We start from the raw sequence: 26,562 nt of genomic DNA on the forward strand, positions 1-26,562 counted from the left end.
GCATCCGGTTCGGACTGCGCCGCCGGCCGCTACCGGACGAGCGCCTGCATGGCCGCGTCGATGCCTTCGAGGTTGAGCGGGTACATGCGCTCGCCCATCAGGCGGCGAACCATCCCGATCGACTGGGTGTAGGCCCAGTGCTCGGCCGGTACCGGGTTGAGCCAGACCGCCTTCTGGAACCGCTCGAGGATGCGGTTCAGCCAGACCTCGCCGGGTTCCTCGTTCCAGTGCTCGACCGATCCGCCCGCCATGGCGATCTCGTAGGGGCTCATGGAGGCGTCGCCCACGAAGACCACGCAATAGTCCGGGGGATAGGTCCGCAGGACGTCCAGGAGCGGCAGCGTCTCGTCGTGCCGGCGCTGGTTCGCGCGCCAGACCCGCTCGTAAGGGCAGTTGTGGAAATAGAAATGCTCGAAGTGCTTGAACTCCGAACGGGCGGCGGAGAACAGCTCCTCGGCGAGCGCCACGTGCCAGTCCATCGAGCCGCCGACATCGAGAAACAGCAGCACCTTCACGGCATTGCGGCGCTCCGGCCGGAGCTTCACGTCGAGGTAGCCCTTGGCCGCCGTCTCGCGGATGGTCCCGTCGAGGTCGAGTTCGTCGGCCGCGCCGGTCCGGGCGAAGCGGCGCAGACGGCGCAGCGCCACCCGCATGTTCCGGATGCCGAGTTCGACCGTGTCGTCGAGATCCTTGAAGGTGCGCTTGTCCCAGACCTTCACGGCGCGGAAGTTGCGGTTGCCGTCCTGGCCGATCCGGATGCCCTCGGGATTGTAGCCGTAGGCGCCGAACGGCGAAGTGCCGCCGGTGCCGATCCACTTGCTGCCGCCCTGGTGGCGCTCGCGCTGCTCGGCGAGGCGCTGCTTCAGGGTCTCGAACAGCTTGTCCCAGCCAAGCGCCTGAAGTTCCGCCTTCTCGGCATCGGTGAGGTATTTCTCGGCGAGCTTGCGCAGCCATTCCTCGGGAATCGCCGTCGGTTCGGTGGCCTCGCCCAGGGTCTCGATGCCCGCGAACACGGTGCCGAACACCCGATCGAACCGGTCGAGGTGCCGCTCGTCCTTCACCAGGGCGGTGCGGGCGAGGAGGTAGAATTCCTCGACGCGCTTCTCGGCCAAGTCGCGGTCGAGCGCTTCCAGAAGCGTGAGGAATTCCCGCAGGGTGACGGGGACCTTGGCTTCGCGCAGGGCGGTGAAGAACTGGAGCAGCATGGCGCGACAACGCGGGAAGCCGCGATCGGGGTCAAGGGGTCGCCCGGCGCCGCCATCAGGCCGGTTCACATACGTTAAACTGGGTATAACCCGGGTTTTCTGTTGATAGTGCCGTGCGGACGTTATTCCGACGAACAGGACTTGTCATCTGAATCGAACATCTTGTCCGCACGGTCTCGTGCAAGTCAGGACAAGTCGTCAGGGCGCATGGTCTACGGGTAGAGTTGGGAGTGACCAACATGGCGCTCGCGTTGCGCTCGTTGAGCGATTTCAAGCGGTTCCTTTCAGAGCCGGGCGCGACGATTCAGGTGGTGCGCAACACCTTCATCGATCGCCAGCCCGCCTCCTTCGCGGACGCCTACCGGGCCAAGGGGATGTACGAGCCTCGGACGATCCGGGCAGTGTCCAAGAAGGCGGCCATCTTCTCGATCCAGGGGCATCCGACGACGATCTGGCTCTACTGGGACAAGGGCACGCGCAAATGGCGGTTCAACGACGATACGGTGACGATCCCGCTCGATACCGGGCTCGGTCCGCCGGACGAGATCGTCTACCGCTGTAGCTACGCACCCGGCATGGAACCGGCGGCCTACACCGCGACCCGCCGCGCCAAGCCGCGGGTCCCCAACTCGCGGACATCCAAGTCTTCCAGCACCCTGAAGTCTCCGAACATCCCGAAGTCTCCCAACATTCTGAAACATCCGGGCACTCTGAATCCGGCCGGTCCGAAACCGCCCCGCGGCATCAAATCCGCGCCGGGCAACGCATCCGGCGCAGCGACAGCGTCCGGGGCAAGTCCACTTCCGGCACCGATGATGCCGTCCCGTGGGCAGGGCCGCCTTCTCTGAGATATCCACGATCGCCGCTCAGGCGCTCTTGATCACCGGTTTGCCCTCGTCGACGACCGCAGGCGGCTCCCGCACCTCGACGCCTTTGCCGACGGTACGACGAGCCCGGAAGGCCGGACGGACCTCGGTCTCTTTCTTCTTGAGCATCGCGCGGTACTCGTCGCGCCGCTCGTGGATCGAGGCGATCACGAGTCCCATCGGAACCCCGACATCGACGAGCACCGCCTCGGACAGCTGGAGCGACGCCTCGATCGTCTCGGGAACGGCGTCGTCCACGCCCATCTCGTAGAGCGCCGTGGCATGGCGTGCGTCGCGCGCCCGGGCCACGATGGTGATGTCGCGCCGTTCCGCCCGTGCGGCCTGCACCACCGCCTCGACCGCCCGCGGAGTGTCGAGGGTGACGACGAGGGCGCGGGCATTGGCGATGTCGCAGCGGCGCAGCAATTCCGGATTGGCCGAATCCCCGAAATAGACGGGATTCCCGAGGCGGCGATGCTCCGAGACCCGGGCCGCGTCCGCGTCGAGGGCGAGGTACGGGATCTTGTGGCGCACCAGCATCTCGCCGACCAGGCGCCCGACGCGGCCGTAGCCGGCGATGATGACCCGGTTCTGCTGCCTGTCCGGCACCGGCTCCGCCCGGGCCCGTCCGAGCTGCGCGACGGTGAGGCGCTTGCCGAGGCGCCGCCCCAGGACGGCGAGGGCCGGGATCGCGATCATGGTCACGGTGGTGACGATCAGGGCGGCCTGCCCGACCTCTTCCGGCACGAGGTTGCCAGCCAGGGCGCCGCCGATCAGAACGAAGGCGAACTCGCCGCCGGGTCCGAGCAGCAGGGCCGCCTCGATCGCCACCGCCCTCGACAGCTTGAGGACGCGCGCGGCGAGCACGATGACGGCCCCCTTGATCAGGATCAGCGTGAGGGCGAGTCCCAGAACCGCTCCCGGCGCCGACATCAGGTGGGCCGGATCGAGGTTCATCCCCACGGAGACGAAGAACACGCCGAGGAGCAGACCCTTGAACGGGTCGATCGTCGCCTCGATGGCCCGGCGATACTCGGTCTCGGCGAGCAGCAGGCCCGCCACGAAGGCGCCCAGCGTCATCGAGAGGCCCGCGGCGGCGGCCGTCACGGCGGTGCCGATGATGACGAGGAGGCAGGCCGCCATGAACAGTTCGGGCGAGCGCGTCCGTGCCACGAGCTGGAACAGCGGCCGCAGCGCGACGCGCCCGACGACCACAATGACCACGATGGCCACCGCCGCCTGGCCGAGGGCGAGGGCCAGGGCCCCCCCGACATCCGAGCCGTCATTGCGCCCGAGCACCGCGATCGCGAACAGGACGGGGGCGACCGCCAGGTCCTGGAACAGCAGCACCGCGAAGCTGGCGCGCCCCGCCGGCGTGTTGAGCCGCTTCTGGTCCGCGAGAACCGGCAGGACGACGGCAGTCGACGAGAGCGCAAGGGCGAGGCCGACGATGATCGCGGCGGCGAGCGGCACGGAAAGGGACAGCAGGATCACGCCGATGACGGCGGAGGAGGCGAGGACCTGGATGGAGCCAAGCCCGAAGACGAGCCGGCGAAGCGTCCTCAGGCGCTCCCAGGAGAGTTCCACCCCGATCATGAACATGAGGAAGATGACGCCGAACTCGGCGAGGTGGGCGATCTCCGCCCGGTTCGCGATCGTGAAGATAGAGACCCACGGGTGCGTCTCTGCGAAGCGCCCGAGGCCGAAGGGTCCGAGGAGCGCTCCCGCTCCGATGAACCCGAGCACCGGACTGATGCGCAGTCGATGGAACAGCGGCACCACCACGCCCGCGGTGACGAGGAACAGGATCGCTTCCTTGTAGGAGCCGGCGTGCACGTCCGTCATCGTTTCGGGATGTCTCCTGTGCCGGATCGGGGGCCGGGGCACGGCCCATCCACCCCGACCATGGGCACCGGTGGCGTCGCGGTGCAACAGCGCATACACCGGGAACCGACAAATTGGCCGGCTGCGACCATTCGGATGGGGAGACCGTGCTGGTCAGCACCCCTGATGCGGCGCAAAAACGGCACAATATGCGCATAACGCAAACCCTTAACGGACGGTTAAGCGCGCTGCGTCGCGTTTCGAGATACGAGTGCCCCATGCGAAAGACGCCGCCCAACCGCGACGTGCAACGTGAAGCCCGGGAATGGCGCCGGGAATCCGAGCGCTGGACTCACGAGCGGCACATCGAGAAGGGCTACCGCATCAAGTGGGGCTACGTCGCGATCGCCTACCTCGTCGAGTTCATGGTCATCGGCGCCTCGCTCTGGGGTGCATGGCTGTTCGCCGGCGTCTACAGCGACGGAGATTCCCAGGCTTTCTACTTCATGCTCCTGGCCCCGCTGGTCTACGCGGCGGTGGAGCTCTGCCGCGTGCCGCTGGGGATCCTGGCCCGGACGCAGCGCTCCTACTTCATCCGCGCGCTGGCGATCGTCGGCATCATCTTCGCGGCGGGCGTCACCACCAAATCGGTGTCCCAGCTCGGCGAGATGATGTTCCATCCCCGCCTGATGGACGCCGCCAAGGCCAAGACCGCCTTGAAGGACGCCCAGGCCGACCGCAGCACCATCGACAACCGCATCGCCACGGCGGACGCGCGCGTGGTGCAGTACACGACCGAACTCGACCAGATCGAGAAGCGCGCCGCGGAGAATGCGAGCCAGCTCGCCGGCCTACCGGCGCAGCGCTGCGAACGCGTCTACGGCACCAACAGTCGCGGCCAGCGCTATTCCAACATGAAGTGCGTCACCGATCCGCGGACCGCGACCCTGAACGCCAGCGTCGCCAAGGCCGGCTCGGACCGGGGTGCGGTGACGAAGATGCTGGAAGAAGCGCGCAAGGCGCGCGGTGAACTCGACCGCGGCGCGGCCGAGCGCAAGGTCGCGGATGCCGAGCAGGCCTACCGCAACTCGGTCAATCGCTCGCAGCTGCATTCCTTCACGGCGATGGTCTACGGCGTTGACCCGATCGACGTGACCGAGGCGCAGGTCCACGCCTTCCTGCGCATCTTCGTCTTCGTGCCGGCGCTTTGCGCCGCCTTCGCCTCGACGATCCTCGCCCTCTGCGCCGTGTCCGTGCGCAAGACCTTCATGGACGAGGACGATCTCGGCGCCACCGTGGACCCGGCGGCGACCCCCTACATGCTCGATTCCATCACCGACGCCCTGCGCCAGGAAATGGCCATGAGCCAGCCGCGCGGCGTGCCGGATGAGCCTGCGGTCGCGGCCCAGGCGCCCGCCACCGCTACGGCGACGCCCGCTCCGGCGGCCACCGCCACGCCCGGCGGCGCCGTGATCCCGATCGATCGGCGCGGCCCTGCCCAGGCCGCCAGCGCGGGAGCCGGCGCATGAGCATCCATACTCCCGGCACGCCCGAGAACGTCGTCCTAGCGCAGAGCGTCAACGGACGCCTCCGGGCCGAGGCGCGCATCGTCGCCGCGCGCGCCTTCCTCTACCGCTCCCTCGGGGCGGGCGCCTTCCTGCTTCTCGCCGGCGCGGGCGTCGGGGCGGCGTCCTACGGCTACGCCTACATGAACCAGTTCGATTCGGCGGCCGAGAAGATCGCCGCCGCCATGCAGGCGGCCCTGTCCGACGTGACCCTGAAGACCAAGGGTGAGGTCACGCTCACGGACAATGTGCTCAAGCTCGAGGGCGGTCTGCCCAAGGCGGGCGGAGCCCCGACGCCGACGAAGGCGCAGCTCGGCAACGACGCCGCGCCGGCCTCGAAGGCCCCCGTGAACACGACCTTCACGGTGTTCAAGCAGGTACCCTACATGGACGGCCAGATCGTCACCGGCTGGAATTTCCGCGCCAACGAAGATCAGCCGTTCCAGCAATATTGCTACTTCTCGCGCCGCCAGAACGAGGCAAAGGGGCAGGTCGAGATCAAGATCGATCTTGCCATGGACGGAAAGACCTTGCCGCAGCCGCAGAAGTCCGATGTCAATCTCGGCATCCTGGCCTCGAACTGCGTCTGGCACGACGGCAAAACCCTCTAGCCGGAGCGGTCGTCTTCGATCGCCGCCGGCGCCTTGCGGGGATACCGGCCGCGCTTCAACCTCGGACGCCTGCGTCCCCATCCCGCGAGTTCCGCCATGCGCTTCACCGGCACCGCCGACTACGTCGCGACCTCCGACCTGACCACGGCGGTCAATGCCGCCATCGTCCTGGAGCGGCCATTGCTGGTGAAGGGCGAGCCCGGCACCGGCAAGACGGTGCTCGCCGAGGAGATCGCCAAGGGGCTCGGAGCGCCGCTGCTGACCTGGAACGTCAAGTCGACCACGAAGGCACAGCAGGGCCTCTACGAGTACGATGCGGTCTCGCGCCTGCGCGACAGTCAACTCGGCGACCCGCGCGTCTCCGACATCGGCAACTACATCCGTCGCGGCAAGCTGTGGGAAGCGTTCACCGCGCCGGAGCGCCCGGTGCTGCTCATCGACGAGATCGACAAGGCCGACATCGAGTTCCCGAACGACCTGCTGACCGAACTCGACCGGATGGAGTTCCATGTCTACGAGACCGGCGAGACGGTCCGGGCCGAGCGACGCCCGATCGTCATCATCACCTCGAACAACGAGAAGGAGCTGCCGGACGCCTTCCTGCGCCGCTGCTTCTTCCACTACATCAAGTTCCCGGACGCCGAGACGCTGAAGGCCATCGTCGAGGTGCATTACCCCGGCATCAAGCACCGCCTGGTGGAGGAGGCCCTGCGGGTCTTTCTCGAGACCCGCGAAGTTCCCGGCCTGAAGAAGAAGCCGTCGACCTCGGAGCTGCTCGACTGGCTCAAGCTCCTCGTCTCGCAAGATATCACCCCCGAGACGCTGCGCGAGCGGGACGGCCGCAAGCTGATCCCGCCGCTGCACGGTGCGCTCCTGAAGAACGAGCAGGATGTCGGGCTGTTCGAGAAGCTCGCCTTCCTGATGCGGCGCGAGCAGCGCGGCGGCTGAGCGGCGCGATCGGGCGTCGGCCCCTGGCCCGGAGCGCCCGCGGGACCCAGATAGGGCGGGTCGCCCGCGCAGGCTCACTTCCAGCGGAACGCTCCCGATGAAATTGAAGAAGCTCGGCCGCACCGGCCTCGACGTCTCGCCCCTCTGCCTCGGGTGCATGACCTACGGCGTGCCCGAGCGCGGACCCCATCCCTGGACCCTGCGCGAGGACGAGAGCCGACCGCTGATCAAGCAGGCGCTGGATCTCGGCATCAACTTCTTCGACACCGCCAATGCCTATTCGGACGGCACCAGCGAGGAGATCGTCGGGCGCGCCCTGCGCGACTACGCCGACCGCGACGCCATCGTGCTGGCCACCAAGTGCTTCTTCCCTCTCAAGAGCCAGCCCAACGCCGGCGGGCTGTCGCGCAAGGCGATCTTCGCATCCATCGATGCCAGCCTGAAGCGGCTCGGTACCGACTACGTCGATCTCTTCCAGATCCACCGCTGGGATTACGGGACGCCGATCGAGGTCACCCTTGAGGCGCTGCACGACGTGGTGAAGGCCGGCAAGGCTCGCTACATCGGCGCTTCGTCGATGTACGCCTGGCAGTTCGCCAAGGCTCTGTTCACGGCCGACCGCTACGGCTGGACGCGCTTCGCCACGATGCAGGATCACTACAACCTGCTGCACCGGGAGGAGGAGCGCGAGATGCTACCGCTCTGCCTGGACCAGGATATCGCGGTGCTGCCTTGGAGCCCGCTGGCCCGGGGCCGTCTCACCCGCGACTGGGACGTGCGCAGCGTGCGCCAGGACAGCGACGAGGTCGGACGCCACCTCTACGCTTCGGCCGATGCCGCTGACCGCGCCATCGTCACGGAAGTCTCGGCGATCGCGGCCGCCCGGGGCGTTCCGCGCGCTCAGGTGGCCCTGGCCTGGGTCCTTCAGAAATCGGTGGTGACGGCTCCGATCATCGGAGCCTCGAAGCCCGGTCACCTGGCCGATGCCGTCGCGGCCCTCGATCTCGATCTGACCTTCGACGAGATGAGCGCCCTCGAAGCCCCCTACACGCCCCATCCCGTCGTCGGTTTCTCCTGAAGGTCCGTTCCCGCATGCGCCGCCTGATCCTCCTGCGCCACGCCAAGTCCGATCGTCCGCCCGGCATCGCCGACCGGGACCGGCCCTTGAACGACCGGGGCAAGCGCGCTGCACCGCAGATGGGCGCGTATCTGGCGGCCGAGGGCCTGATACCGGACGCCGTCGTGGTCTCGCCGTCCCTGCGCACCCGCGAGACCTGGGAGGCGGTGCGGACCGCCCTGACGGGGGTCGAGGCCGAGATCGTCTCCTCCATCTACGAAGCGCCGGAGACGGCCCTGCTCGCCGTGGTGAAGGCGACGCCCGATACCGCGCAGAGCCTGCTGATGATCGGTCACAATCCGGGATTGCAGGATCTCGCGACGCGGCTCGCCGGCTCCGGCGAGAAGGCCGGACGCCGCCGGCTGTCGCTCGAGTTTCCCACTGCCGCCGTGGTGGTCCTGGATTTCGAGGTCGATGCGTGGAGCGCGGTCGCCACCGGCATTGGCCGGCTCGAGCGCTTCGTCGCCCCGAAGGACCTCGACATCGCGGATTGAACCCTTTTTGCCCGGTCGCCGTTGCCCTGGTCCTGATCAAGCTTCGCAGATCCCGTGCTCCTGACCACGCTCCTCGTTCTCACGACGCTGCTGCCGCGCCTCGAGGGAGCGGTCGGTGACCTCTCGCCCGAGATGTATCGCTGGAGCGCGGTGCTAACGGCGTTCGAGGACAGACCCGTGCCCTTCCCGGTCTTCCAGCCCGAGGCCAGGGCCGTCTCGAACTGGCGCCACGAAGCCGCCAGCCTGCGACCCGCCTCGCTCGCCCTGGTCGCACGCTACACGGCCACGGAGCCCGCTTTCGTCGCCCGCTGCGTCAAGCTCAACAATTACTGGTGCATCAAGAAGGCCCGCTGGAACGGCGAGATCGGTGCCGATGTCGAGGGCCATACCGGCTTCGCCACCGCGGCCGATGGAGCCGACGCGGCGGCCCAGCTCCTCCGGCGCTACTATCGCGCGTTCGGTCGTCGCTCGGCTCTCGCCATCGTTCGGCGCTGGGCCCCCGCCGAGTGCCGCGTCGGCGGTGCGCCCGTCCCGCTCGCCCGTGGGGCGACGGGCACGAGAATCTCGTCCGAAATCGCACCGCGCGGCATCGGCGGCACGCTGCGGGCGCGCTTCCTCGCGCGCCACCCACGCGGCGGCGTCGCCCGCTCGGGGCTGGCCGCACGGGGCGGTCCCCTGCGGATTCAGCCCTGGTCGCCGCTCGCGCGCATGCGCGTGCGTCCGAGCCCGATGCGCGAGGCGGCGAAGGCGGCTCCCCCGGTGAAGTCCGCGACCCCGGCGGCCACGAAATCCGCGCTGCTGGTCCGCCCCTCGGAGATCCTGGTGAAGCCGTCGACGGTCATCGCCAAACCATCCGTCCTTCTCGTCGAGGCCAATGCCGTCCTCGGCGCCGCGCCGACCGCGCCGAAGCGAACGCCGCCAAAGGTCAATTCGGTGGCAGGTCTGCAGGAGCGCTTCGTGGCGGAATCCGCCGCATTGCCGGCCATCGCGGCGGGGCTGCCGAGCCTGCCGCTCCTCGATCTCAGCGTGCCGGCGCCGTTCTGCGGCAACGATGAGACCCGGATCCGCAATTACGCCACGCGGATCGCGGCCAGCGTTGGCGGCAAGATCGAAGACGACCTGAAGCTGTTCGACCCCGAGGGGCGTCCTCTGCCGAACCTGCGCCCGGTGATGCTGGCGATGTCGGGCGTGGAACTCGGCGCTCTGCGTGCGGGGCCCGCCCTCGTCGAGGCCGCCATCGCGCGCCTGGACGCCACGACCCTCGCCACCCTCGGCACGCCGGGCACGACACCCTGATCGTCCGGCTTGTCCCCCCCCAAGCCTTGCGGCGGCGTTCAAGCCGCGCCACCTCATCGACAATGCCGCGGCGTTCCCGCACCGCCCTCCCTCGCCGTCCCATGAACAGGTTGCCATGAACAGCTTCGCCGCGCGTGCGGGTTCCGCGGTCAAGGCCTTCGCCGAGGCATCCAGTGATCTCCTGATCCAGCCGACCTTGCGGCTCGGCGTCACCGGTCTCGCGCGCTCGGGCAAGACCGTCTTCACCACGGCCCTGATCCACCACCTCGTCGAGGCGCATGCGCTCCCGGCCTTCGCGCCGGCACACGAGGGCCGGCTGCGCCGTGCCCGCCTCGTGCCGCAGCCCGACGACGACATCCCGCGCTTTCCCTACGAGGAGCACTACGCGGCGCTCACCGAGCAGCGCCTGTGGCCGCGCTCGACCGACAGGATCAGCCAGTTTCGCCTCGCCATCGAGTACGAGCGCTCGGGCGGCTGGCGCTCCGGGCCGGGCACGCTGATGCTCGACGTCGTCGATTACCCGGGCGAATGGCTGCTCGACCTCGCGCTGATTGACCAGAGCTACACCGCCTGGTCCCGCGCCACGATCGCCGGCACGCGCCGCAGCGGCCGGAGCGCGATGGCTGCGCCCTGGCTGGAGACCCTCAAGGGGCTCGATCCGCTGGCGCCCCTCGACGAGGTCGTGGCCGAGCACGCCAGCACGGCCTTCAAGACCTACCTCTCGGCTCTGCGCGCCGGCCCCGAGGCCGTGGCCACCACGCCACCCGGGCGTTTCCTCATGCCCGGAGACCTCGCGGGCTCGCCGGCCCTAACCTTCGCGCCCCTCGACAACCTCCCCGAGACCCTGGCCCCGGACAGCCTCGCCGGCCTCATGGAACGCCGTTTCGAGGCCTACAAGGCGAAGGTCGTCGAACCGTTCTTCCGCAACCACTTCCAACGGGTTGATCGGCAGATCGTCCTGGTGGATGTCCTGGCGGCGGTGGATGCCGGGCCGGCCGCATTGGCCGAACTGGAAGAGGCCCTGGATTCGGTCCTCCTCAGCTTCCGCATCGGGCGCAACACCATCCTGTCCCGGCTGTTCGCGCCGCGTGCGGAGCGCATCCTGTTCGCCGCCACCAAGGCCGATCACCTGCACCAGACCAGCCACGACCGCCTCGATGCCCTGCTGCGCCTGCTCGTCTCGCGGGCCATGCGGCGGACCGAGGCGGCCGGCGCGCGGGTCGGCACCGTCGCCCTGGCCTCGGTCCGTGCGACGCGCGAGACCACCGTCCACGACGGGGACGAGATCCTGCGTGCCGTGTCGGGCACGCCCGAGGCGGGCGAGCGCGTCGGCGACGACGTCTTCGACGGCGTGAGCGAAGCCGCGATTTTCCCCGGCGAACTGCCCCCGCGGCCGGAATCCGTCCTCGAGGGAGCGGTGCCGCCCGGCTCCCTGCGCTTCCCGCGGTTCCGCCCGCCCTTGGTGAAGCCCGATGCCCTCGGCAGGCCGGGCGACCTGCCGCAGATCCGTCTCGACCGCGCCATGCAGTTCCTCATCGGCGACAAGCTCGCCTGAGGCTTCCGGGGAAGTCCCATCCCATGAGTTCGACCAATCGCCCCCGCGCCTTCCGAATCCCCTCCGCCGCCCCCGAGGAGACGCCCGACGGCGTTGCGCCGCCCCCGGTGCCGCCGTCTCAGGTCCGCATCGTCGAGGAGCCCTTCGAGATCGTCGATGCGGCGGACGGGGTGGCGGTACCAGTGGCGCCGAAGGCCCGCGCACCCTGGCTCAGCCTGCTCCTCGTCGCCCTGGGCGGCCTCGTCTCGCTCGGAGTCGGGCTGTCGGTGGAGCGCCTGATCGCCGACTTGTTCAGCGCGGCCCCGTGGCTCGGCGCCGTGGCGCTGGTCCTGCTGGGCGTCGCCGCCATCGCGTTCCTGGCCATCGTCGCCCGGGAATTGTCCGGAATCTGGCGTGAGCGCCAGATCGAGCGCGTCCGGGCCAAGGCGATGGGGGCGATCGCCGAGCGCGATCATTCCGCGGCGCAGGCCGTGGTTCGCGATCTCTCGGGACTCTACGCCGAGCGACCGGCGCTCGCCGCCGGGCGTGCTCGCCTCGAAACCCTCGGGGACGCGATCCTCGATGTCGATGACCGCATCGGGCTTGCCGAGCACGAATTGCTCGCGCCGCTCGACCGTCAGGCCCGGAACGCCATCGCGGCAGCGGCCAAGCAGGTCTCGGCGGTGACCGCGCTCAGCCCGCGCGCCATCGTCGACGTCGCCTTCGTGATCTTCGCCGCGGTGCGGCTGCTGCGTCGGATCGCGACGATCTATGGCGGCCGGCCCGGTTTCCTCGGCTTCCTGCGCTTGGCGCGGGCGGCCTTCGCCCACCTCACGGTGACGGGAGGCATGGCCGTCGGTGAGAGCATGATCCAGCAGGTGCTCGGGCTCGGGATCGCCGCGCGGGTCTCGGCAAAGCTCGGCGAGGGCGTGCTCAACGGCCTGATGACGGCGCGCTTCGGCTTGGCCGCGATGGCGGTGTGTCGGCCCCTGCCGTTCGTCCGTGAGGCCCCACCACGCCTCACCGATGTGGCGGGTGAACTCTTGAAGCCCCTGGCGGACGAGGCGAAGGCCTGACTGCTACAGGGTCTTCATGAACCCGGCGAGGCGCATCAGGCCCTCCGGCCACGGCCCATGCCCGCTCGCTACGTTGATGTGGCCGGACTCGCCGGCATCCACCACCACGGCGCCCCAGGCATAGGCGAAATCCTCGGCGCGGGCGTAGCTGCAATAGGGATCGTTGCGGCTGGCGACCACCAGGGACGGAAAGGGCAGGGGATCGCGTGGTACGGGAGCGAAGGCCGTCACGCTGGCGGGCAGGTTCGGCGTCGTCTCGACATCCGGGAAGGCAACCAGAAGGGCGCCGCGCACGACACCTTCCCTGAAGCCCGGCGCAGCCTGGACCGCCGCGACCACGCCGAGGCTGTGCGCGATCAGGATGACCGGGCGGGTCGCGGTGTTGACCGCCTCGATGATCCGGCTTCGCCAGGACTCCGCATTCGGATGATGCCAGTCTTCCTGGACGACGATCCGCCCCGTCGAAAGCCTCTCCGCCCAGCGCGCCTGCCAGTGCTCGTCTTCGGACCCGGCATAGCCCGGCAGGATGAGGATTTCGCAATCGGCAATCTTCATGGCTCACCCGATAACGGGTCCACTTTGCAGCGTCGAGGGTCGTGAGCGTTCGTTCTCGGGCTCGTGGCTCAGACGACGAAAGGAGCGGCACGGAATGCGTGCCGCTCCTCGCTGTCGAGTCCGTCCGGCGGTCTGGCCTCTCAGTGGGGCTTCGAGGCCGAAGCCTGGGGCGAGGTCGGCGTCGCGGTGGCTGTCTCTTCGCCACCGGTCGCACGCTGGACAGCTGCGTTCAGGTTCTCGGGGTCGAGGGCGCTGGCGACGAATTCGCGGCCGCGATGGGTGACGTCCCGCGCGTAGCGCAGACCCTGATCCCGGACCTCGTCGGCCCATGGGCCGACATTCTCGTCCTCGGTGCGCGTGCGCGGCAGCAACGCACCGATGAGCAGGCCGGCGGCGAGACCGACGACACCCACCAGGAGCGGATGTTCCGAAACGAAATCCTCGACCGCGGACCGGCCGTCCTGGAGGCGGGCGCTGCCTCGCTCGCTCAAGTCGCTGACCCGGCGGCGTCCTTGCCGCTGGGTGTCGGAGGCCCAGTTCCGGGCATCGTCGTAGGCGTCGGATGCACGCTCGCGCAGGTCCTGGACCTTGCCGGAGACCTGCTCGCGAAGATCGCCCGCCGTCTCGACGGCCCGATCGCGCAAGTCACTGGCCCGCGCCTTCACTTCGTCGGCCGTGGATGAGCCATGGCTGCCCTCCGCGTAGATGCTGTGCGTCTGCGTGCCGGTTTGATGGAGACCCGGGCTCGGCACATCGTGCAGGGAGCCTTCGGACTGGTGGCCGCGCGGCATGCCGGCGGCGAGGGCGATGTCGTCGGGGAGCGAGCGGTGCTCGTCGCCGGGTTTCTGGGTCGAACTCATGGGATACTCCTGAGGGTCGGCGAAGGCCACGGGGGCCGGATCGGGTCTCTTGGGATCGGCCGGGACGGCTCAGATCTGGGTCTCGCTCGCGAGCGGGGCGACGGGGTGCTGGGTCGGCAGATCCGGGTCGTAGACGCGGTCGGCTCCGGTCTTCGTCACCGGCAGACCATCGACGGCGAGGCGGGCACGCCGACGCAAAGCCGGGCTGGTCTGGTTCGTCGACATGCGGTGGGCGAGCCAGCCGACACCGGCCGCGATGAGCAGCACCGGGATCGGATTGCGCCGAACCGCCTCCAGGGCCCCATCATAGGCACCGCTGAGCGGCGTACGCCGGGCGTTGCCCAGCATCTCGTCGACGATGCTGGAAACCGACAGTCGTTCCTGGATCTGGTCGATCGTCTGGTCGAGGCGGGCGCGGCTCGCCTCGATGTCCTTCTCGAGTTCGTTCAGCGATTCGGTCATCCCGAGACCCTCTCAGACAAAGTACGGGCGTCTTCGCGGACCTGTCGGGTCGTCCGGACGGGGGCGAGGGTCGAGAGCGACATGGCGTTCCGCCCGATCAGGGCCAGGGCCACGGCCACCACGAGGAGGACGCCGCCGACGATCAGCGCCGCCAACGCCTCGGAATGGACGACGGTGGCGAGCCACTTCACCAGCGCGTCCACGAGGACGAAGAGGGCGACGACACCGAACACCGCGGCGCCGACCAAGAGGCCGAGACCGATGAACAACGCCCGGACGTTGCTCGTCATCTCGTTGCGGAAGAGGGCGATCTCCTTCCGCGCGAGTTCGTTGGTCTCCCGCAGGGCGTCGCCGATGAGGCCCTGGATGCTGGATTGAGGACCGGTGGTCATCGCGGGGTCCTCAGAGACGGTGTTGATTCGGATAGGATTCGCTCAGCGGTGCGGCGCTCGTCGACTTGATGAAACGGGCCACCACGAAGCCGGTGAGGAAGGTGGCGACCGCCACGGCGACCGGTGCGCGGCGCGCGAAAGCCTCGGCCTCCTCGTAGAACTCCGAGAAGCTGCGCTCCTCGATGGAGGCGCCGAGATGCTCCAGGCCATCGGCGGCGCTGTCGAAGAACGCCCGAATGTTCGGCTGTGCCTCGAAGGTCTTGCTCGATTCCCGCACCGACTTGGCGAGATCCGTCACCGAGCGGGCGGCGTCGCCCTTGCGCTGGTCGACATAGTCGGTCGCATGCGAACGGGCCGCCTCGACGAAGCTGCGGCCACGCTCGGCCGCCACGTCCGCGATCCCCTCGACGTCGCCGCGCAGGGTCTTCCAGTCGGCCGTCGGGTTCGCCGGCTCCGCGCCCGTGGGACCTGGGGATTGGTTTGCGGTCACGGTGATACTCCTCGACACGAGATGGAAAGAACTGCGATTTGCGACGGTTAAACAGCAGCCGGAGAGGCAGGGTTCCGCCTGCGCTCGCACGCATCCCAAAGGGTCCGGCCGGACGTGCGTCAGGCGGCGTTCAGGTCCGGTCGCGCATCACGGGAAAGCTTGGCCGTGGAGGCATCGTCAAAGGTAACGGGTGAGGTCCGCAGGATGCGGCGCCGCGCAGCGGAAATGGGCGGGAGGTGTTTCGGTGGGGCTTTGTTTGCCGTGAACCCGGGACATTCAGGTCTTGACCCGGGTCCATCGAACGCGCTTGGCTGCACCGACGGATCGCGCTCGGCTTCCGCGCGTTCACCCAATGTATCATTCTGGCCGCGCGCAATTCTGCGCGAGGCCCATGAGGACCGGAGCCGGCTTCGTGGCACGTCTCGTCATCGTATCGAACCGCGTTGCAGTCCCCGAGGAAGGGGGAAAGGCCGTCGCGGCCGGTGGCCTCGCGGTGGCCGTCAAGGAGGCCTTCACGGCCTATGAGGGCTTGTGGTTCGGCTGGAGCGGCAATGTCGTCGAGAACCCCTCCAGCGAGCCGACGCTGATCGATCGGGGCCATATCAGTTACGCCGTGGTCGATCTGTCACCCCAGGATCACCGCGAATATTACAGCGGCTTCGCCAATCGGGCGCTGTGGCCGATCATGCATTACCGGCTCGGGCTCGGGGCGTTCTCGCGCTCCGACTATGCGGGTTACCAGCGGGTCAACCGCATCTTCGCCCGCGCCCTGGCGAACCTCGTCGAGCCCGACGACATCATCTGGGTGCACGACTACCACCTGCTGCCCTTGGCCTCCGAGCTCCGCGGTCTCGGAATCGCGAACCCGATCGGCTACTTCCACCACATTCCCTGGCCGGCCGCCGACGTGTTCAACACGCTGCCTGCCAGCGGCGACCTTCTGCGCGGGATCGCGGATTACGACCTGATCGGCCTGCAGACCGACCCGGACGTCCACAACCTGACCCGCAACCTGATCGATGAGCTGCGCGCGATCCCCCTCGGCGGCGGGTCCCTGATGGTGGACGGGCGCCGCACGCGCATCCGCAGCTTCCCGATCGGCATCGATGTCGCCGGCTTCAGGGAGGCGGCCGAGAACGCGGGCTCGAACCGGACCGTGCGCGAGACCATGGCGGGCCTGCGGACGCGCAAGCTCCTCATCGGCGTGGACCGCCTCGATTATTCGAAGGGCGTGCCCGAGCGCATGGAGGCGGTGGACCGCTTCTTTGCCTCGAATCCCGACCAGCGCGGCAACGTGGTATACATCCAGATCACGCCGAAATCCCGTACCGAGGTCCCGGAATACGAGGAACTGAGCCGCGAGGTGAACGAGACCGTCGGGCACATCAACGGCACCCTCGGCGAGCCGAACTGGACGCCGATCCAGTACGTGACCAAGGCCTATCCGCGGCCGGTCCTGGCCGGGCTCTACCGGGCCGCCCGGGTCGGTCTCGTCACGCCGATGCGGGACGGCATGAATCTCGTCGCCAAGGAATATGTGGTGGCGCAGACCGAGGAGGACCCCGGTGTCCTCGTGCTCTCGAAATTCGCCGGCGCGGCGCGACAATTGCCCGAGGCCCTCCTGGTCAACCCCTACGACCGGTTCGAGGTCGCCGAGGCGATCCGCACGGCCCTCTATATGCCGCGCGGCGAGCGTCTCGAGCGCTGGAAGCCGATGGTCGACCGGATGACCCGCGAGGACGTCGACTGGTGGGCGCGCAACTTCATGGCGGAACTCGAGAACTTCCGTACGATCGAGCGCGAGCCGCCCCGTACCGCAGCCGCGGCGGAATGATCTTCAGGCGTCGCCCGGCGGCGCCCAACTCCGGGACGGCAATAGCTTCTTGATCGCTTCTGACCACATGATCGGCGTCGATGACGGCGTGCCGGCGCCGCTCGGCGCGCATTTCGACGGGCGCGGGGTCAATTTCGCGCTGTTTTCGCAGAACGCCACGGCGGTCGACCTGTGCCTGTTCGACCCCGGCGAGCGCCACGAGACCCGGCGCATCCGCCTGCCCTGCCGCACCGACGACGTCTGGCACGGGTACCTGCGCGGCGTGTTCCCGGGCCAGCTCTACGGGTATCGCGTCCACGGACCCTGGGACCCGGCGCAGGGGCACCGCTTCAACCCCGCCAAGCTCCTGCTCGACCCCTATGCCCGCGACATCCAGGGGCGCATCCGCTGGCACGATTCCCTCTACGGGCATCGCCGCGGCATCCAGCGGGCCGACCAGATCGACCGGCGCGACAGCGCCGCGTTCATGCCCCGCGGCATCGTCACGCCACCCGAGGTCCCCGACCTCGCGGTGAGCCCGGTCCGGCGACCGCTGTCCCAGACCGTGATCTACGAGGCCCACGTCAAGGCGCTGACCCAGACCCATCCGGACATTCCGGACGCGGCACGCGGCACCTACGCGGCCCTCGCCCACCCGGCGATCATCGAGCACCTCCTGAAGCTCGGGGTCACCGCGATCGAGTTGCTGCCGATCCAGTCCTTCGCCGACGACCGGTTCCTGGTCGAGAAGGGCCTGGTGAATTTCTGGGGCTACTCGCCGCTCAACTACTTCGCCGCCGATCCGCGCTATCGCGGCCCGGCCGGCATCGGCGGCCTGCGCGCGGCCATCCGCGAGCTCGCCGCCGCCGAGATCGAGGTGATCCTCGACGTCGTCTACAATCACACCGCCGAGGCCGATCACACCGGGCCGACCCTGTCGTTCCGTGGCGTCGACAATGCCAGCTACTACAAGCTGAAGCCGGACAATCGCCGCGAGGAGATCGACTGCACCGGCTGCGGCAACACCCTCGACCTCGACCATCCGCGCGTGATGCAGATGGTGCTGGATTCCCTGCGCCACTGGGTGACGGCCTACGGGGTCGCGGGCTTCCGCTTCGATCTGGCGACGAGCCTCGGGCGCAACCCGCATGATTTCAGCCCGAAGGCCGCCTTCTTCCAGGCCGTGGCGCAGGACCCGGTCCTGGCCCATGTGAAGATGATCGCCGAGCCCTGGGACGTCGGCACCGGCGGGTACCAGCTCGGCGGCTATCCCCGGGGCTGGAGCGAGTGGAACGATCAGTTCCGTGACAGCATCCGGGGCTTCTGGCGCGGCGACCGCGGCACCCTCGCCAAGGTCACGCAGGGGCTTTCGGGCTCACGCGAGATCTTCGCCGCTTCTGGGCGCTGGCCGCTGTCGAGCATCAACTTCGCCGCCTCGCATGACGGGTTCACCCTGGCGGACGTCGTCGCCTACGAGGAGAAGCACAATCTCGCCAATGGCGAGGACAATCGCGACGGCCACGGGCACAACCTCTCGCGCAACTACGGCGTCGAGGGCGAGACGACCGATCCCGTGATCCTCAACCTGCGCGCCCGCCAGAAGCGCAACCTCCTCACCACGGTGTTCCTGGCCCAGGGTGTGCCGATGCTGCTGATGGGCGACGAACGCTCGCGCAGCCAGGGTGGGAACAACAACGCCTATGCGCAGGACAACGCCACGAGCTGGATGGATTGGGAGAACGACCCCGACCTCAGCCTCACGACCTTCGTCGGAAACCTGACGCGCCTGCGCCGGGAACAGCCCGCCCTGCGGCGGCGCGACTATCTCACCGGAGCGCCGGTCGAGAACGGCCCGCTGCGCGACGTGCACTGGCTCGCGCCGGGCGGCACCGAGATGGCGGATGGCGACTGGTCGGATTCCGAGCGCCAGGCCTTCGGCATGCAGATCGGCAACGACCTGCCTCAGGCGGACCGGCTGCTGATCCTGGTCAACGCGGCCGAGACACCCTGCGACTTCACCCTGGCCCCGATCATCGGGGGGCCCTGGACCCTCGTCTTCGACACCACGAAGCAGACCGGCGCCGTGGCGGCCGGCCAGGCCCTGTTTCCTCCCGGGGCCGGCGTGCGCCTCGACGCGCAGGCGATCTACGTTCTGCGGGCAAGGCCCGCATCCGCCTACAAGGCCTGACCGGGCAGCCTGTCAGGCGCTCGACGCCTCGCGGCGCAACTCGTGGCGTGCCTGTTCGAGAAATTCTTCGCGTTCGGCCTCGGACAGGGGCAGCAGCGTACAGTCGGTCGTCAGGTGGGCGTCGGCGGTGTCGGCATCCCAGCACCGTTCGCCGTGGCCCTTGCGGGCGAAATTCAGCTTGGCCCTGGCCAGGACTAGGAACGCGTCGACGTCCTTCATTTCCAACTCCGGAACGGCGCGAAGATTGCGGCGGTGCCCGAGGCAAATCTCGGACCGCGGGCGCTACGGGCTTCGCCAGGCGGTGCAGTGCACAAAAGTCTGTCCTTCGGTGGTTGTCGCATCCAAGCCACGCCTTACCTCGACGGTGAGGCCGCAGGGAACAACACGGTGCGGGCGGGCTTCTGCAAGGTGCGACGGACGCTCACGACCCCCGGCGAACGCGAGAGACGGAAGATGGTGGCTTGATGCGGCGCGCCCACAGCATGGCCTTCGGCAGCGAAACGTCGAAGGACGGGGTCCGGTTCGCCTTCTGGGCGCCGACCGCCAAGGAGGTCAGTCTCGTCCTCGACGGGGCCGATCATGCGATGCCGGAGGCGGGCGATGGCTGGCGGCGGCTCACCGTCCCGGGTGCCGCAGGTGGAGCCCGCTACGGCTACCGGATCGACGGTGATCTCGTCGTGCCGGACCCGGCTTCGCGCTTCCAGCCGGACGACGTCTCTGGCCTCAGTGAGGTGATCGACCCGCGCGCCTACGATTGGGCCGACGCAGCCTGGACCGGGCGCCCGTGGGAAGAGGTCGTGCTCTATGAACTCCATGTCGGCACCGCGACGCCCGAAGGCACCTACGCGGCGCTGGAGGGGAAGCTCGAGGATCTGCGCGACCTCGGTGTCACCGCCATCGAACTGCTGCCGCTAGCCGACTTCAAGGGCACCCGCAACTGGGGCTACGACGGCGTGCTGCCCTACGCGCCGGATGGCGCCTACGGTCGGCCCGATGACCTGAAGCGCCTGATCGACAAGGCGCATGGCCTCGGGCTGATGGTCTTCCTCGACGCCGTCTACAACCACTTCGGCCCGGCCGGGAACTACCTGAACGCCTACGCCAAGACCTTCTTCACCGAGCGGCACCAGACGCCCTGGGGCGCCGGGATCAACTTCGACGGCGAGACCAGCGGGCGCGTCGTACGCGACTTCTTCATCGAGAATTCCCTGTACTGGCTCGAAGAATTCCACTTCGACGGACTGCGCTTCGATGCCGTCCACGCCATCCTCGACGATTCGCAGAAGCACTTCATCGGCGAACTCGCCGAGACGATCCGCGCCCGCCTGCCAGGGCGCCATATCCACCTCGTGCTGGAGAACGAGGCCAACCAGGCTCGCTGGCTCGAGCGCGACCCGCAGGGACGGGCGATCCAGCACAATGCGCAATGGGCCGACGACCTGCACCATTGCTGGCACGTGCTGCTGACGGGCGAAGACGCGGGCTACTATGCGAGCTTTGCCGACAAGCCTGTCGAGCACCTCGCCCGCTGCTTGTCGGAGGGCTTCGCCTACCAGGGCGAGCCGTTCCCGACCCTCGACAACCATCCGCGCGGCGAACCGTCGGCTCACCTGCCGCCCTCGGCCTTCGTCACCTTCCTGCAGAACCACGATCAGGTCGGAAACCGGGCCCTCGGGGAGCGCCTGAGCGCCCTCTGCGACCCGCGAAAGCTCGCCCTTGCCCGCGCCGGTCTGCTCCTCAGTCCGCAGATCCCGATGCTGTGGATGGGCGAGGAATGGTCGGCGACCGCGCCGTTCCTGTTCTTCGTCGACTTCGCGCCGGACGAGGAGTTGAACAAGGCGGTGCGCGAGGGGCGGCGCCGGGAGTTCAAGAGCTTCGCGGCCTTCGCCGACGACACGTCGGTGATCCCCGATCCCACCGAGGCGAAGACCTTCACGGATTCGCGGATCGACTGGGCCGAGCGCTCGGAGCCGGCGCACCGCGCCGTGCTGGCCGATACGCGCAACCTTCTCCAGATCCGGCACCAGAGCGTCGTGCCCCTCACAAAGACCCGGTACCTTGGTGCAAAGGCGACCCTGCCGCGTCCCGACGTCGTCGATTGCACCTGGACCTACGAGGGCGGCTGGCTGCGCTTCGTCGCCAATGTCGGTTCCGAGGACGTCACCGTCGAGCGCGGTGCCGGCCAGGTCATCTGGTCGAGCGGATTGGGCAACGGATCGACCGAACTCCCGTCCTGGACGGGTGTCTTCCTGACGGGTGTGAAGTGATGAGCCGCGACCTCGAACGCCTCGCCGACCTCCTCGGCGTCGCCGCCGGCTACACCGACGCCTTCGGGCAGCCGGTGGAGACCGCCCTCGACGTTCGGCGCGGGATGATCGCGGCCCTGGGTTTCCCGGTCGAGACCGACGCCGAGATCGCCGCGAGCCTCGCCGAGGTCGCGGCGGTGCGCAGCGGACTGATCGCGCCGCTCCTGCCGGCCGAGGCGCGCCGCGCCACGCATGTGCCGATCCAGGTGGACGGCGCCGGCGGCACCCTGTCCTGGCGCCTCGTGGACGAGCGCGGACATCACCGCGAGGGCCGCGTCGCGGTCACCGGCAGCGGCTTCGAGCTGCCGCCGCTCACCCCCGGCTATCATCGCCTCTCGGTCACCCTCGGGGAGCACCGTTCGGAGGCCTGGGTGATTTCGGCGCCGCAGCGCTGCTGGCGTCCGCGGGCCTATGCCGACGAGGGAGCCCGCGACTGGGGTCTCGCGGCACAGCTCTACGGATTGCGCTCGCCCAACAACCTCGGGATCGGCTCCTACGCGGATGCCGGCCGGGCCGCGCGGGATGCCGGCCTGCGCGGCGCGTCGTTCCTGGGGCTGAGCCCCGTCCACGCGCTGTTCGCCACCGATCGCACCAAAATCTCGCCCTACTCGCCGTCCTCGCGGCTCTTCCTCGAAATCCTCTTCATCGAACCGGGCGTCCTGCCGGGCTTCATCGGCTCGAAGGCCGCCGATCTCCTCGCCTCGATGGCAGACCGGGTCGAGGCGCTGCGCGAGGCCAAGCTCGTGGAGCATGCCGGCATCTGGGCGGTGCTCTCGCCCGTGCTGCAGGCCCTCTGGCAGGAATCCGCGGCGCGCGACGGGATGGATGCCGGCTTCGCCGCCTTCCGGGTGGCCGGGGGCGAAGACCTCGAGGCACACGGCACCTTCGAGGCCCTGGCAGAGCACTACCAGGCGCAGGGAGCCCAGTGGCTCGGCGATTGGCCGGAGGAGATGCGCCGCAACGGCACGCCCGCCGTGCGCGCCTTCGCCGAGGCCCATGCCGAGGCCGTGACCTATCACATCTGGCTGCAATACCTCGCGGACCGTCAGCTGGAGGAGGCCGCGAATACGGCGCTCGCCACCGGCATGCGCCTCGGGCTCTACCGTGACCTCGCGGTCGGCGCCGACCGCGGCGGCTCCGAGATCTGGTCGCATCCCGAGCGCTTCGCCAACGGCGTCTCCATCGGTGCGCCGCCGGACCTGCTGGCCCCGAAGGGTCAGGATTGGGGCCTGCCGGCCTTCCATCCGCTGGAGATGGAGCGCGACGGGCTCGCGGCCTTCCGCGCCCTGGTGGTGGCGAACATGCGCCATGCGGGCGCGATCCGGATCGACCACGCTTTCCAGCTCGCCCGCCTCTTCCTGATCCCGGTCGGACGCTCCGCCAGGGAGGGTGCCTACGTGGCCATGCCCTTCGAGCCGATGCTCGCGGTACTGCGCCTGGAGAGCCACCGGGCCAAGTGCCTCGTGATCGCCGAGGATCTCGGGACCGCGCCGGAGGGCTTCTCGGACGCGCTGATGCAGGCCGGCATCCTCAGCTACCGCATCCTCGCCTTCGAGCGCGAGCAGGGCGCCCGCTTCAAGCCGCCGGCGGCCTATCCGCGCGATGCCCTGACGGCCATCACCACCCACGACCTGCCGACCTTCGTCGGCTGGTGGCGGGGCGTCGACACCGATACGCGCCAGGCCCTCGGGCTCTACGATTCCGAGCGGGCGGATGCGGAGCGCCGCGAGCGCGTCGAGGAGCGGGCTCGCCTGACCGAAGCGCTGGCGGCCGAGCAGTTGCTGCCGAGCTACGATCCGCCCGAGGCCGCTCCCTTCGAGGCCGCGGCCCGTTATCTCGGGCGCGCGCCGTCGATGCTGACGGCGGTGCAGTACGAGGACGTGGTCTCCGAACTCTCGCAGGCCAACGTCCCCGGCTCCACCGAAGGGTATCCGAACTGGCGGCGCAAGCTCGATCGCACGCTGGAGAGCATCGCCGCGCCGGGCGGGCCCCTGGCCAAGCTCGCCGCCTCCCTCGCGGCCGAGGACCGCGGCCCGCGTTCCGGTGCCGCACGCCTCGCCTCGGCGCCGCCCCGGTCGACCTACCGCCTGCAGTTCCACAAGGACTTCACCTTCGCGGATGCGGAAGCGATCGTCCCCTATCTGGCCAAGCTCGGCATCAGCCACGTCTACGCCTCGCCGATCCAGAAGGCCCGGCCGGGCTCGACCCACGGCTACGACATCGTCGACCATTCGACGATCAACCCGGAGCTCGGCGGCGAGGAGGGCTTCGCCCGCTTCTCGGACGTGCTGCACGGCGCCGGCCTGAAGCTCCTGCTCGACATCGTGCCGAACCACATGGGCGTCGGCGGCGCCGACAACCCGTGGTGGCTCTCGGTGCTCGAATGGGGCGGGCTCTCGCCCTCGGCGGAGGCCTTCGACATCGACTGGTCGCGGCTCGGCGCCAAGAACAAGCTCGTGGTGCCCTTCCTCGGAGACCGCTACGGCGAGGCGCTGGAGAAGGGGACCCTGGAGTTGAGGTTCGACCCGGAGAAGGGCGCCTTCAGCATCTGGCACTACGAGCACGAATTCCCGATCTGCCCGCTGCAATACCCGACCATCCTGAACCGCTCCCTTGCGGCGCTCGGCGATATCGAGGATGCGGCCGCCCTCGAAGTGCTCGGCATCTCCGAGCGCCTGCGCCTGATGGGCGAGGAAACGAGCGACGAGCGCCGGCGCGCCTTCCCGGCCGAGGCCGAGGAACTCAAGGAGCGCCTGGTCGAGGCGGTCGAAGCCTCGCCCGCCATCGCGGCGGCCATCGGGCGGACCCTGAAGCTGCTCAACGGCGCCAAGGGCCACCCGGACAGCTTCGGCCCGCTGCACCGCCTGCTGGAGCAGCAATCCTACCGCCTCGCCCATTGGCGGATCGCCGCGAGCGACATCAACTACCGACGGTTCTTCGACGTGAACGGCCTGGCGGGCCTGCGCGTCGAGAAATCCGACGTGTTCCAGCGCTCGCACGAGACGATCTTCCGGCACATCGCGGCCGGGCGGATCGACGGACTGCGCATCGATCACATCGACGGTCTCGCCGACCCGCTCGGCTACGCGCGCGCCCTCCAGGCCGCCATCGGTCCCGGCTTCTACGTGGTCGTGGAGAAGATCCTCGAACCCGGCGAGCGGCTGCGACCCTGGCCCGTGGCGGGCACCACCGGCTACGACGTGCTCAACCAGCTCGACGGCATCCTCGTCGACCAGGGCAAGCGCGCCGAGATCCGCCGGCTCTACGAGAGCCGGACGCAGTTCGACGAGCCCTACAAGTTCATGCTCCGGGCCGCCAAGGCCGAGATCCTAGAGATCAGCTTCGCCTCAGAGCTCGAGGTGATAACCTCCGACCTCAAGGCGGTGGCCGATGCCGACCGCCGCACGCGCGACTTTTCGGTCAACGCCATCCGCCGGGCGCTCATCGAGATCATCGCCCGCTTCCCGACCTATCGGAGCTACCTGCCGGGCGACCTCGACGAGAGCGACGTCGAGGACGAGGACATCCGCCTCATCGAGACGGCGGTGAAGAAGGCCAAGCGCTGGAGCGCGTTGCCGGACCGCTCCGTGCACGACTTCGCCGCCGACGCCATGCTCGGGCGCATCGACGTGACCGGACCGGGCCGCCCGGACCCGGAAGTGATCCTGCGCTTCCGCCGCCGCTTCCAGCAGCTCACCGGCCCGGTGATGGCCAAGAGCCTGGAAGACACGCTGTTCTACCGCTTCGCCGAACTCCTCGCCCTGAACGAGGTCGGCGGCGATCCGGGCGAATACGGCATCGACGCGGCCCATTTCCACGCGCTCCAGGCGGCGCGGGCGCGCGACTGGCCGAACGCGATGATCACCACCGCGACCCACGACACCAAGCGCGGCGAGGATGCCCGCTCGCGCCTGCTCGCCCTCTCGGAGATGCCCGAGGACTGGGCCGCGGCCTGGGAGACCTGGACGAACCTCGCCCAGCCCCACCTGACGGTGATCGACCGGGAGCCGGTGCCGGACGCCAACGACCAGTGGATGTTCTTCCAGGCCATCCTCGGCGCTTGGCCGCTGGAACTGCTCGAGGCGGACGATCCGGCCGCGATCGAGGATTTCCGCAATCGGCTCGATGCCTATGCCGAGAAGGCCCTGCGCGAATCCAAGCGCAGGTCGAGCTGGGTCAATGTCGACGAGGGCTACGAGGGTGCGGTGCACGCGCTCTTCGCCCAGCTGATCGCCCCGGGCTCCGCGTTCCTCGCTCAGCTGCGCCCCTTCGCAAAGCGTCTGGCGCATCTCGGCATGATCGCCGGCCTCGGCCGGACCGTCCTGAAAGTGACCCTGCCGGGCCTGCCCGACACCTACCAGGGCACCGAGTTCTGGGACTTCTCGTTCGTCGACCCCGACAACCGGCGGCCCGTGAACTACCCGGCCCTGACCCGGGCCCTGGAGGAGGGAGGGGCGGTCGCCGATCTCCTGGCCCATTGGACGGACGGGCGGGTGAAGCAGGCGACCCTAGCCAGGCTCCTGGCCGACCGCGCCGCCCGCCCGAGCTTCTATGCCGATGCCGACTACCAGGCGCTCCCGGCCTCGGGCGCGCAGGCCGACCATGTCATCGCATTCACACGTTCCGATGCGACGACGGGCGAGGGCGACCTCGTGGTGGTGATCCCACGCCTGGTCTCCGGCCTCGTCGAGGGCGCGATCTGGTCGGGCGAGGCCTTCGCCGGGACGGCGGTCGCGGTGACGCCCGGAACGGCCTGGACGGATCTCGTCACCGGGGACGAGATCGTCTCCGACGATGGCCGGATCGAACTCGGACGGGCCTTCGCGCGTCTGCCCTATGCCGTCCTGAAGCGAACGCGCTGACGGCGGATCGAATGCGCTCCCGGGATACGGAGCGCCCGCACACGAACGACCGGGGGAGGGATCTCCCGTCCCGGTCACTGTCGCGCCCCCGCGGGCCC

General features: G+C 69.0%; 20 protein-coding genes and 1 pseudogene. 13 read left to right on the top strand and 8 right to left on the bottom strand.

The genetic code is table 11. The features are described 5' to 3' along the window. Positions 1-29: 29 nt before the first annotated feature. The gene (locus ACXJY8_RS00990) at positions 30-1,205 is read right to left on the bottom strand and encodes a vWA domain-containing protein (protein WP_463775133.1); all 1,176 of its coding nucleotides are present in this window, start codon (positions 1,203-1,205) and stop codon (positions 30-32) included. 239 nt (positions 1,206-1,444) lie between these two features. Here ACXJY8_RS00990 and ACXJY8_RS00995 point away from each other — a divergent pair. Continuing rightward, positions 1,445-1,777 (top strand): annotated as a pseudogene (locus tag ACXJY8_RS00995) (hypothetical protein); the annotation flags it as partial. Between the two features lie 294 nt (positions 1,778-2,071). Here ACXJY8_RS00995 and ACXJY8_RS01000 read toward each other — a convergent pair. Beyond that, on the bottom strand, positions 2,072-3,916 hold the full coding sequence (locus ACXJY8_RS01000) for a cation:proton antiporter domain-containing protein (protein ID WP_463775136.1): 1,845 nt from the start codon (positions 3,914-3,916) through the stop codon (positions 2,072-2,074). 257 nt (positions 3,917-4,173) lie between these two features. Here ACXJY8_RS01000 and ACXJY8_RS01005 point away from each other — a divergent pair, with 257 nt between their 5' ends. The 8 genes from ACXJY8_RS01005 to ACXJY8_RS01040 all read left to right on the top strand — a co-directional run bounded on the left by ACXJY8_RS01005 (position 4,174) and on the right by ACXJY8_RS01040 (position 12,536). After that, positions 4,174-5,424: an ATPase gene (locus tag ACXJY8_RS01005; RefSeq protein ID WP_463775139.1), complete on the top strand. Its 1,251-nt coding sequence runs from the start codon at positions 4,174-4,176 to the stop codon at positions 5,422-5,424. Continuing rightward, the gene (locus ACXJY8_RS01010) at positions 5,421-6,071 is read left to right on the top strand and encodes a hypothetical protein (protein WP_463775141.1); all 651 of its coding nucleotides are present in this window, start codon (positions 5,421-5,423) and stop codon (positions 6,069-6,071) included. The genes ACXJY8_RS01005 and ACXJY8_RS01010 overlap by 4 nt, the downstream gene beginning before the upstream one ends. A gap of 96 nt (positions 6,072-6,167) precedes the next feature. Further along, positions 6,168-7,019 carry an AAA family ATPase gene (locus tag ACXJY8_RS01015; RefSeq protein WP_463775143.1) on the top strand — a complete coding sequence of 284 codons (852 nt, stop codon included), beginning with the start codon at positions 6,168-6,170 and terminating at the stop codon, positions 7,017-7,019. Positions 7,020-7,116: 97 nt separating this feature from the next. Beyond that, positions 7,117-8,097, top strand: coding sequence for an aldo/keto reductase (locus ACXJY8_RS01020; RefSeq protein ID WP_463775145.1), 981 nt, complete (start codon positions 7,117-7,119; stop codon positions 8,095-8,097). A gap of 14 nt (positions 8,098-8,111) precedes the next feature. Further along, positions 8,112-8,630, top strand: a complete 519-nt coding sequence (locus ACXJY8_RS01025) for a SixA phosphatase family protein (RefSeq protein ID WP_463775147.1) — start codon at positions 8,112-8,114, stop codon at positions 8,628-8,630. Positions 8,631-8,684: 54 nt separating this feature from the next. Then, positions 8,685-9,926, top strand: coding sequence for a hypothetical protein (locus tag ACXJY8_RS01030; RefSeq protein WP_463775150.1), 1,242 nt, complete (start codon positions 8,685-8,687; stop codon positions 9,924-9,926). A 115-nt stretch (positions 9,927-10,041) separates the two neighbouring features. Then, positions 10,042-11,481: a YcjX family GTP-binding protein gene (locus ACXJY8_RS01035; protein ID WP_463775153.1), complete on the top strand. Its 1,440-nt coding sequence runs from the start codon at positions 10,042-10,044 to the stop codon at positions 11,479-11,481. 23 nt (positions 11,482-11,504) lie between these two features. After that, positions 11,505-12,536 (top strand): YcjF family protein, encoded by a 1,032-nt coding sequence (locus tag ACXJY8_RS01040; RefSeq protein ID WP_463775155.1) that lies wholly within the window; start codon positions 11,505-11,507, stop codon positions 12,534-12,536. Between the two features lie 3 nt (positions 12,537-12,539). On the opposite strand, the gene ACXJY8_RS01045 is transcribed toward ACXJY8_RS01040, so the two are convergent. The 5 genes from ACXJY8_RS01045 to ACXJY8_RS01065 all read right to left on the bottom strand — a co-directional run bounded on the left by ACXJY8_RS01045 (position 12,540) and on the right by ACXJY8_RS01065 (position 15,295). Then, positions 12,540-13,091 carry an RBBP9/YdeN family alpha/beta hydrolase gene (locus ACXJY8_RS01045; protein WP_463775157.1) on the bottom strand — a complete coding sequence of 184 codons (552 nt, stop codon included), beginning with the start codon at positions 13,089-13,091 and terminating at the stop codon, positions 12,540-12,542. A 140-nt stretch (positions 13,092-13,231) separates the two neighbouring features. Continuing rightward, positions 13,232-13,951, bottom strand: coding sequence for an ElaB/YgaM/YqjD family protein (locus tag ACXJY8_RS01050; protein ID WP_463775160.1), 720 nt, complete (start codon positions 13,949-13,951; stop codon positions 13,232-13,234). Positions 13,952-14,020: 69 nt separating this feature from the next. After that, the gene (locus tag ACXJY8_RS01055; protein WP_463775162.1) at positions 14,021-14,413 is read right to left on the bottom strand and encodes a DUF3618 domain-containing protein; all 393 of its coding nucleotides are present in this window, start codon (positions 14,411-14,413) and stop codon (positions 14,021-14,023) included. Continuing rightward, positions 14,410-14,805 (bottom strand): phage holin family protein, encoded by a 396-nt coding sequence (locus ACXJY8_RS01060; protein WP_056475805.1) that lies wholly within the window; start codon positions 14,803-14,805, stop codon positions 14,410-14,412. Before ACXJY8_RS01060 ends, ACXJY8_RS01055 begins: the two co-directional genes overlap by 4 nt. A 10-nt stretch (positions 14,806-14,815) precedes the next feature. Then, complete coding sequence (locus ACXJY8_RS01065; protein WP_463775167.1) at positions 14,816-15,295, bottom strand: hypothetical protein; 480 nt, start codon at positions 15,293-15,295, stop codon at positions 14,816-14,818. Between the two features lie 412 nt (positions 15,296-15,707). Here ACXJY8_RS01065 and ACXJY8_RS01070 point away from each other — a divergent pair, with 412 nt between their 5' ends. Both ACXJY8_RS01070 and glgX read left to right on the top strand, forming a co-directional pair. Beyond that, a complete protein-coding gene (locus tag ACXJY8_RS01070) occupies positions 15,708-17,129 on the top strand; it encodes an alpha,alpha-trehalose-phosphate synthase (UDP-forming) (RefSeq protein ID WP_463775172.1) in 1,422 nt (473 codons plus the stop codon). Positions 17,130-17,196: 67 nt separating this feature from the next. Beyond that, positions 17,197-19,296, top strand: a complete 2,100-nt coding sequence (gene glgX, locus ACXJY8_RS01075) for a glycogen debranching protein GlgX (protein WP_463780259.1) — start codon at positions 17,197-17,199, stop codon at positions 19,294-19,296. A 12-nt stretch (positions 19,297-19,308) separates the two neighbouring features. Here glgX and ACXJY8_RS01080 read toward each other — a convergent pair whose 3' ends face one another. Then, complete coding sequence (locus tag ACXJY8_RS01080; RefSeq protein ID WP_463775175.1) at positions 19,309-19,515, bottom strand: hypothetical protein; 207 nt, start codon at positions 19,513-19,515, stop codon at positions 19,309-19,311. Positions 19,516-19,760: 245 nt separating this feature from the next. Here ACXJY8_RS01080 and treZ point away from each other — a divergent pair, with 245 nt between their 5' ends. Further along, positions 19,761-21,563, top strand: coding sequence for a malto-oligosyltrehalose trehalohydrolase (gene treZ, locus ACXJY8_RS01085; protein ID WP_463775177.1), 1,803 nt, complete (start codon positions 19,761-19,763; stop codon positions 21,561-21,563). Continuing rightward, positions 21,563-26,464, top strand: a complete 4,902-nt coding sequence (locus tag ACXJY8_RS01090) for a malto-oligosyltrehalose synthase (protein WP_463775182.1) — start codon at positions 21,563-21,565, stop codon at positions 26,462-26,464. The genes treZ and ACXJY8_RS01090 overlap by 1 nt, the downstream gene beginning before the upstream one ends. Positions 26,465-26,562 lie beyond the last annotated feature (98 nt).

The organism is Methylobacterium sp. TK31 (assembly GCF_055361545.1).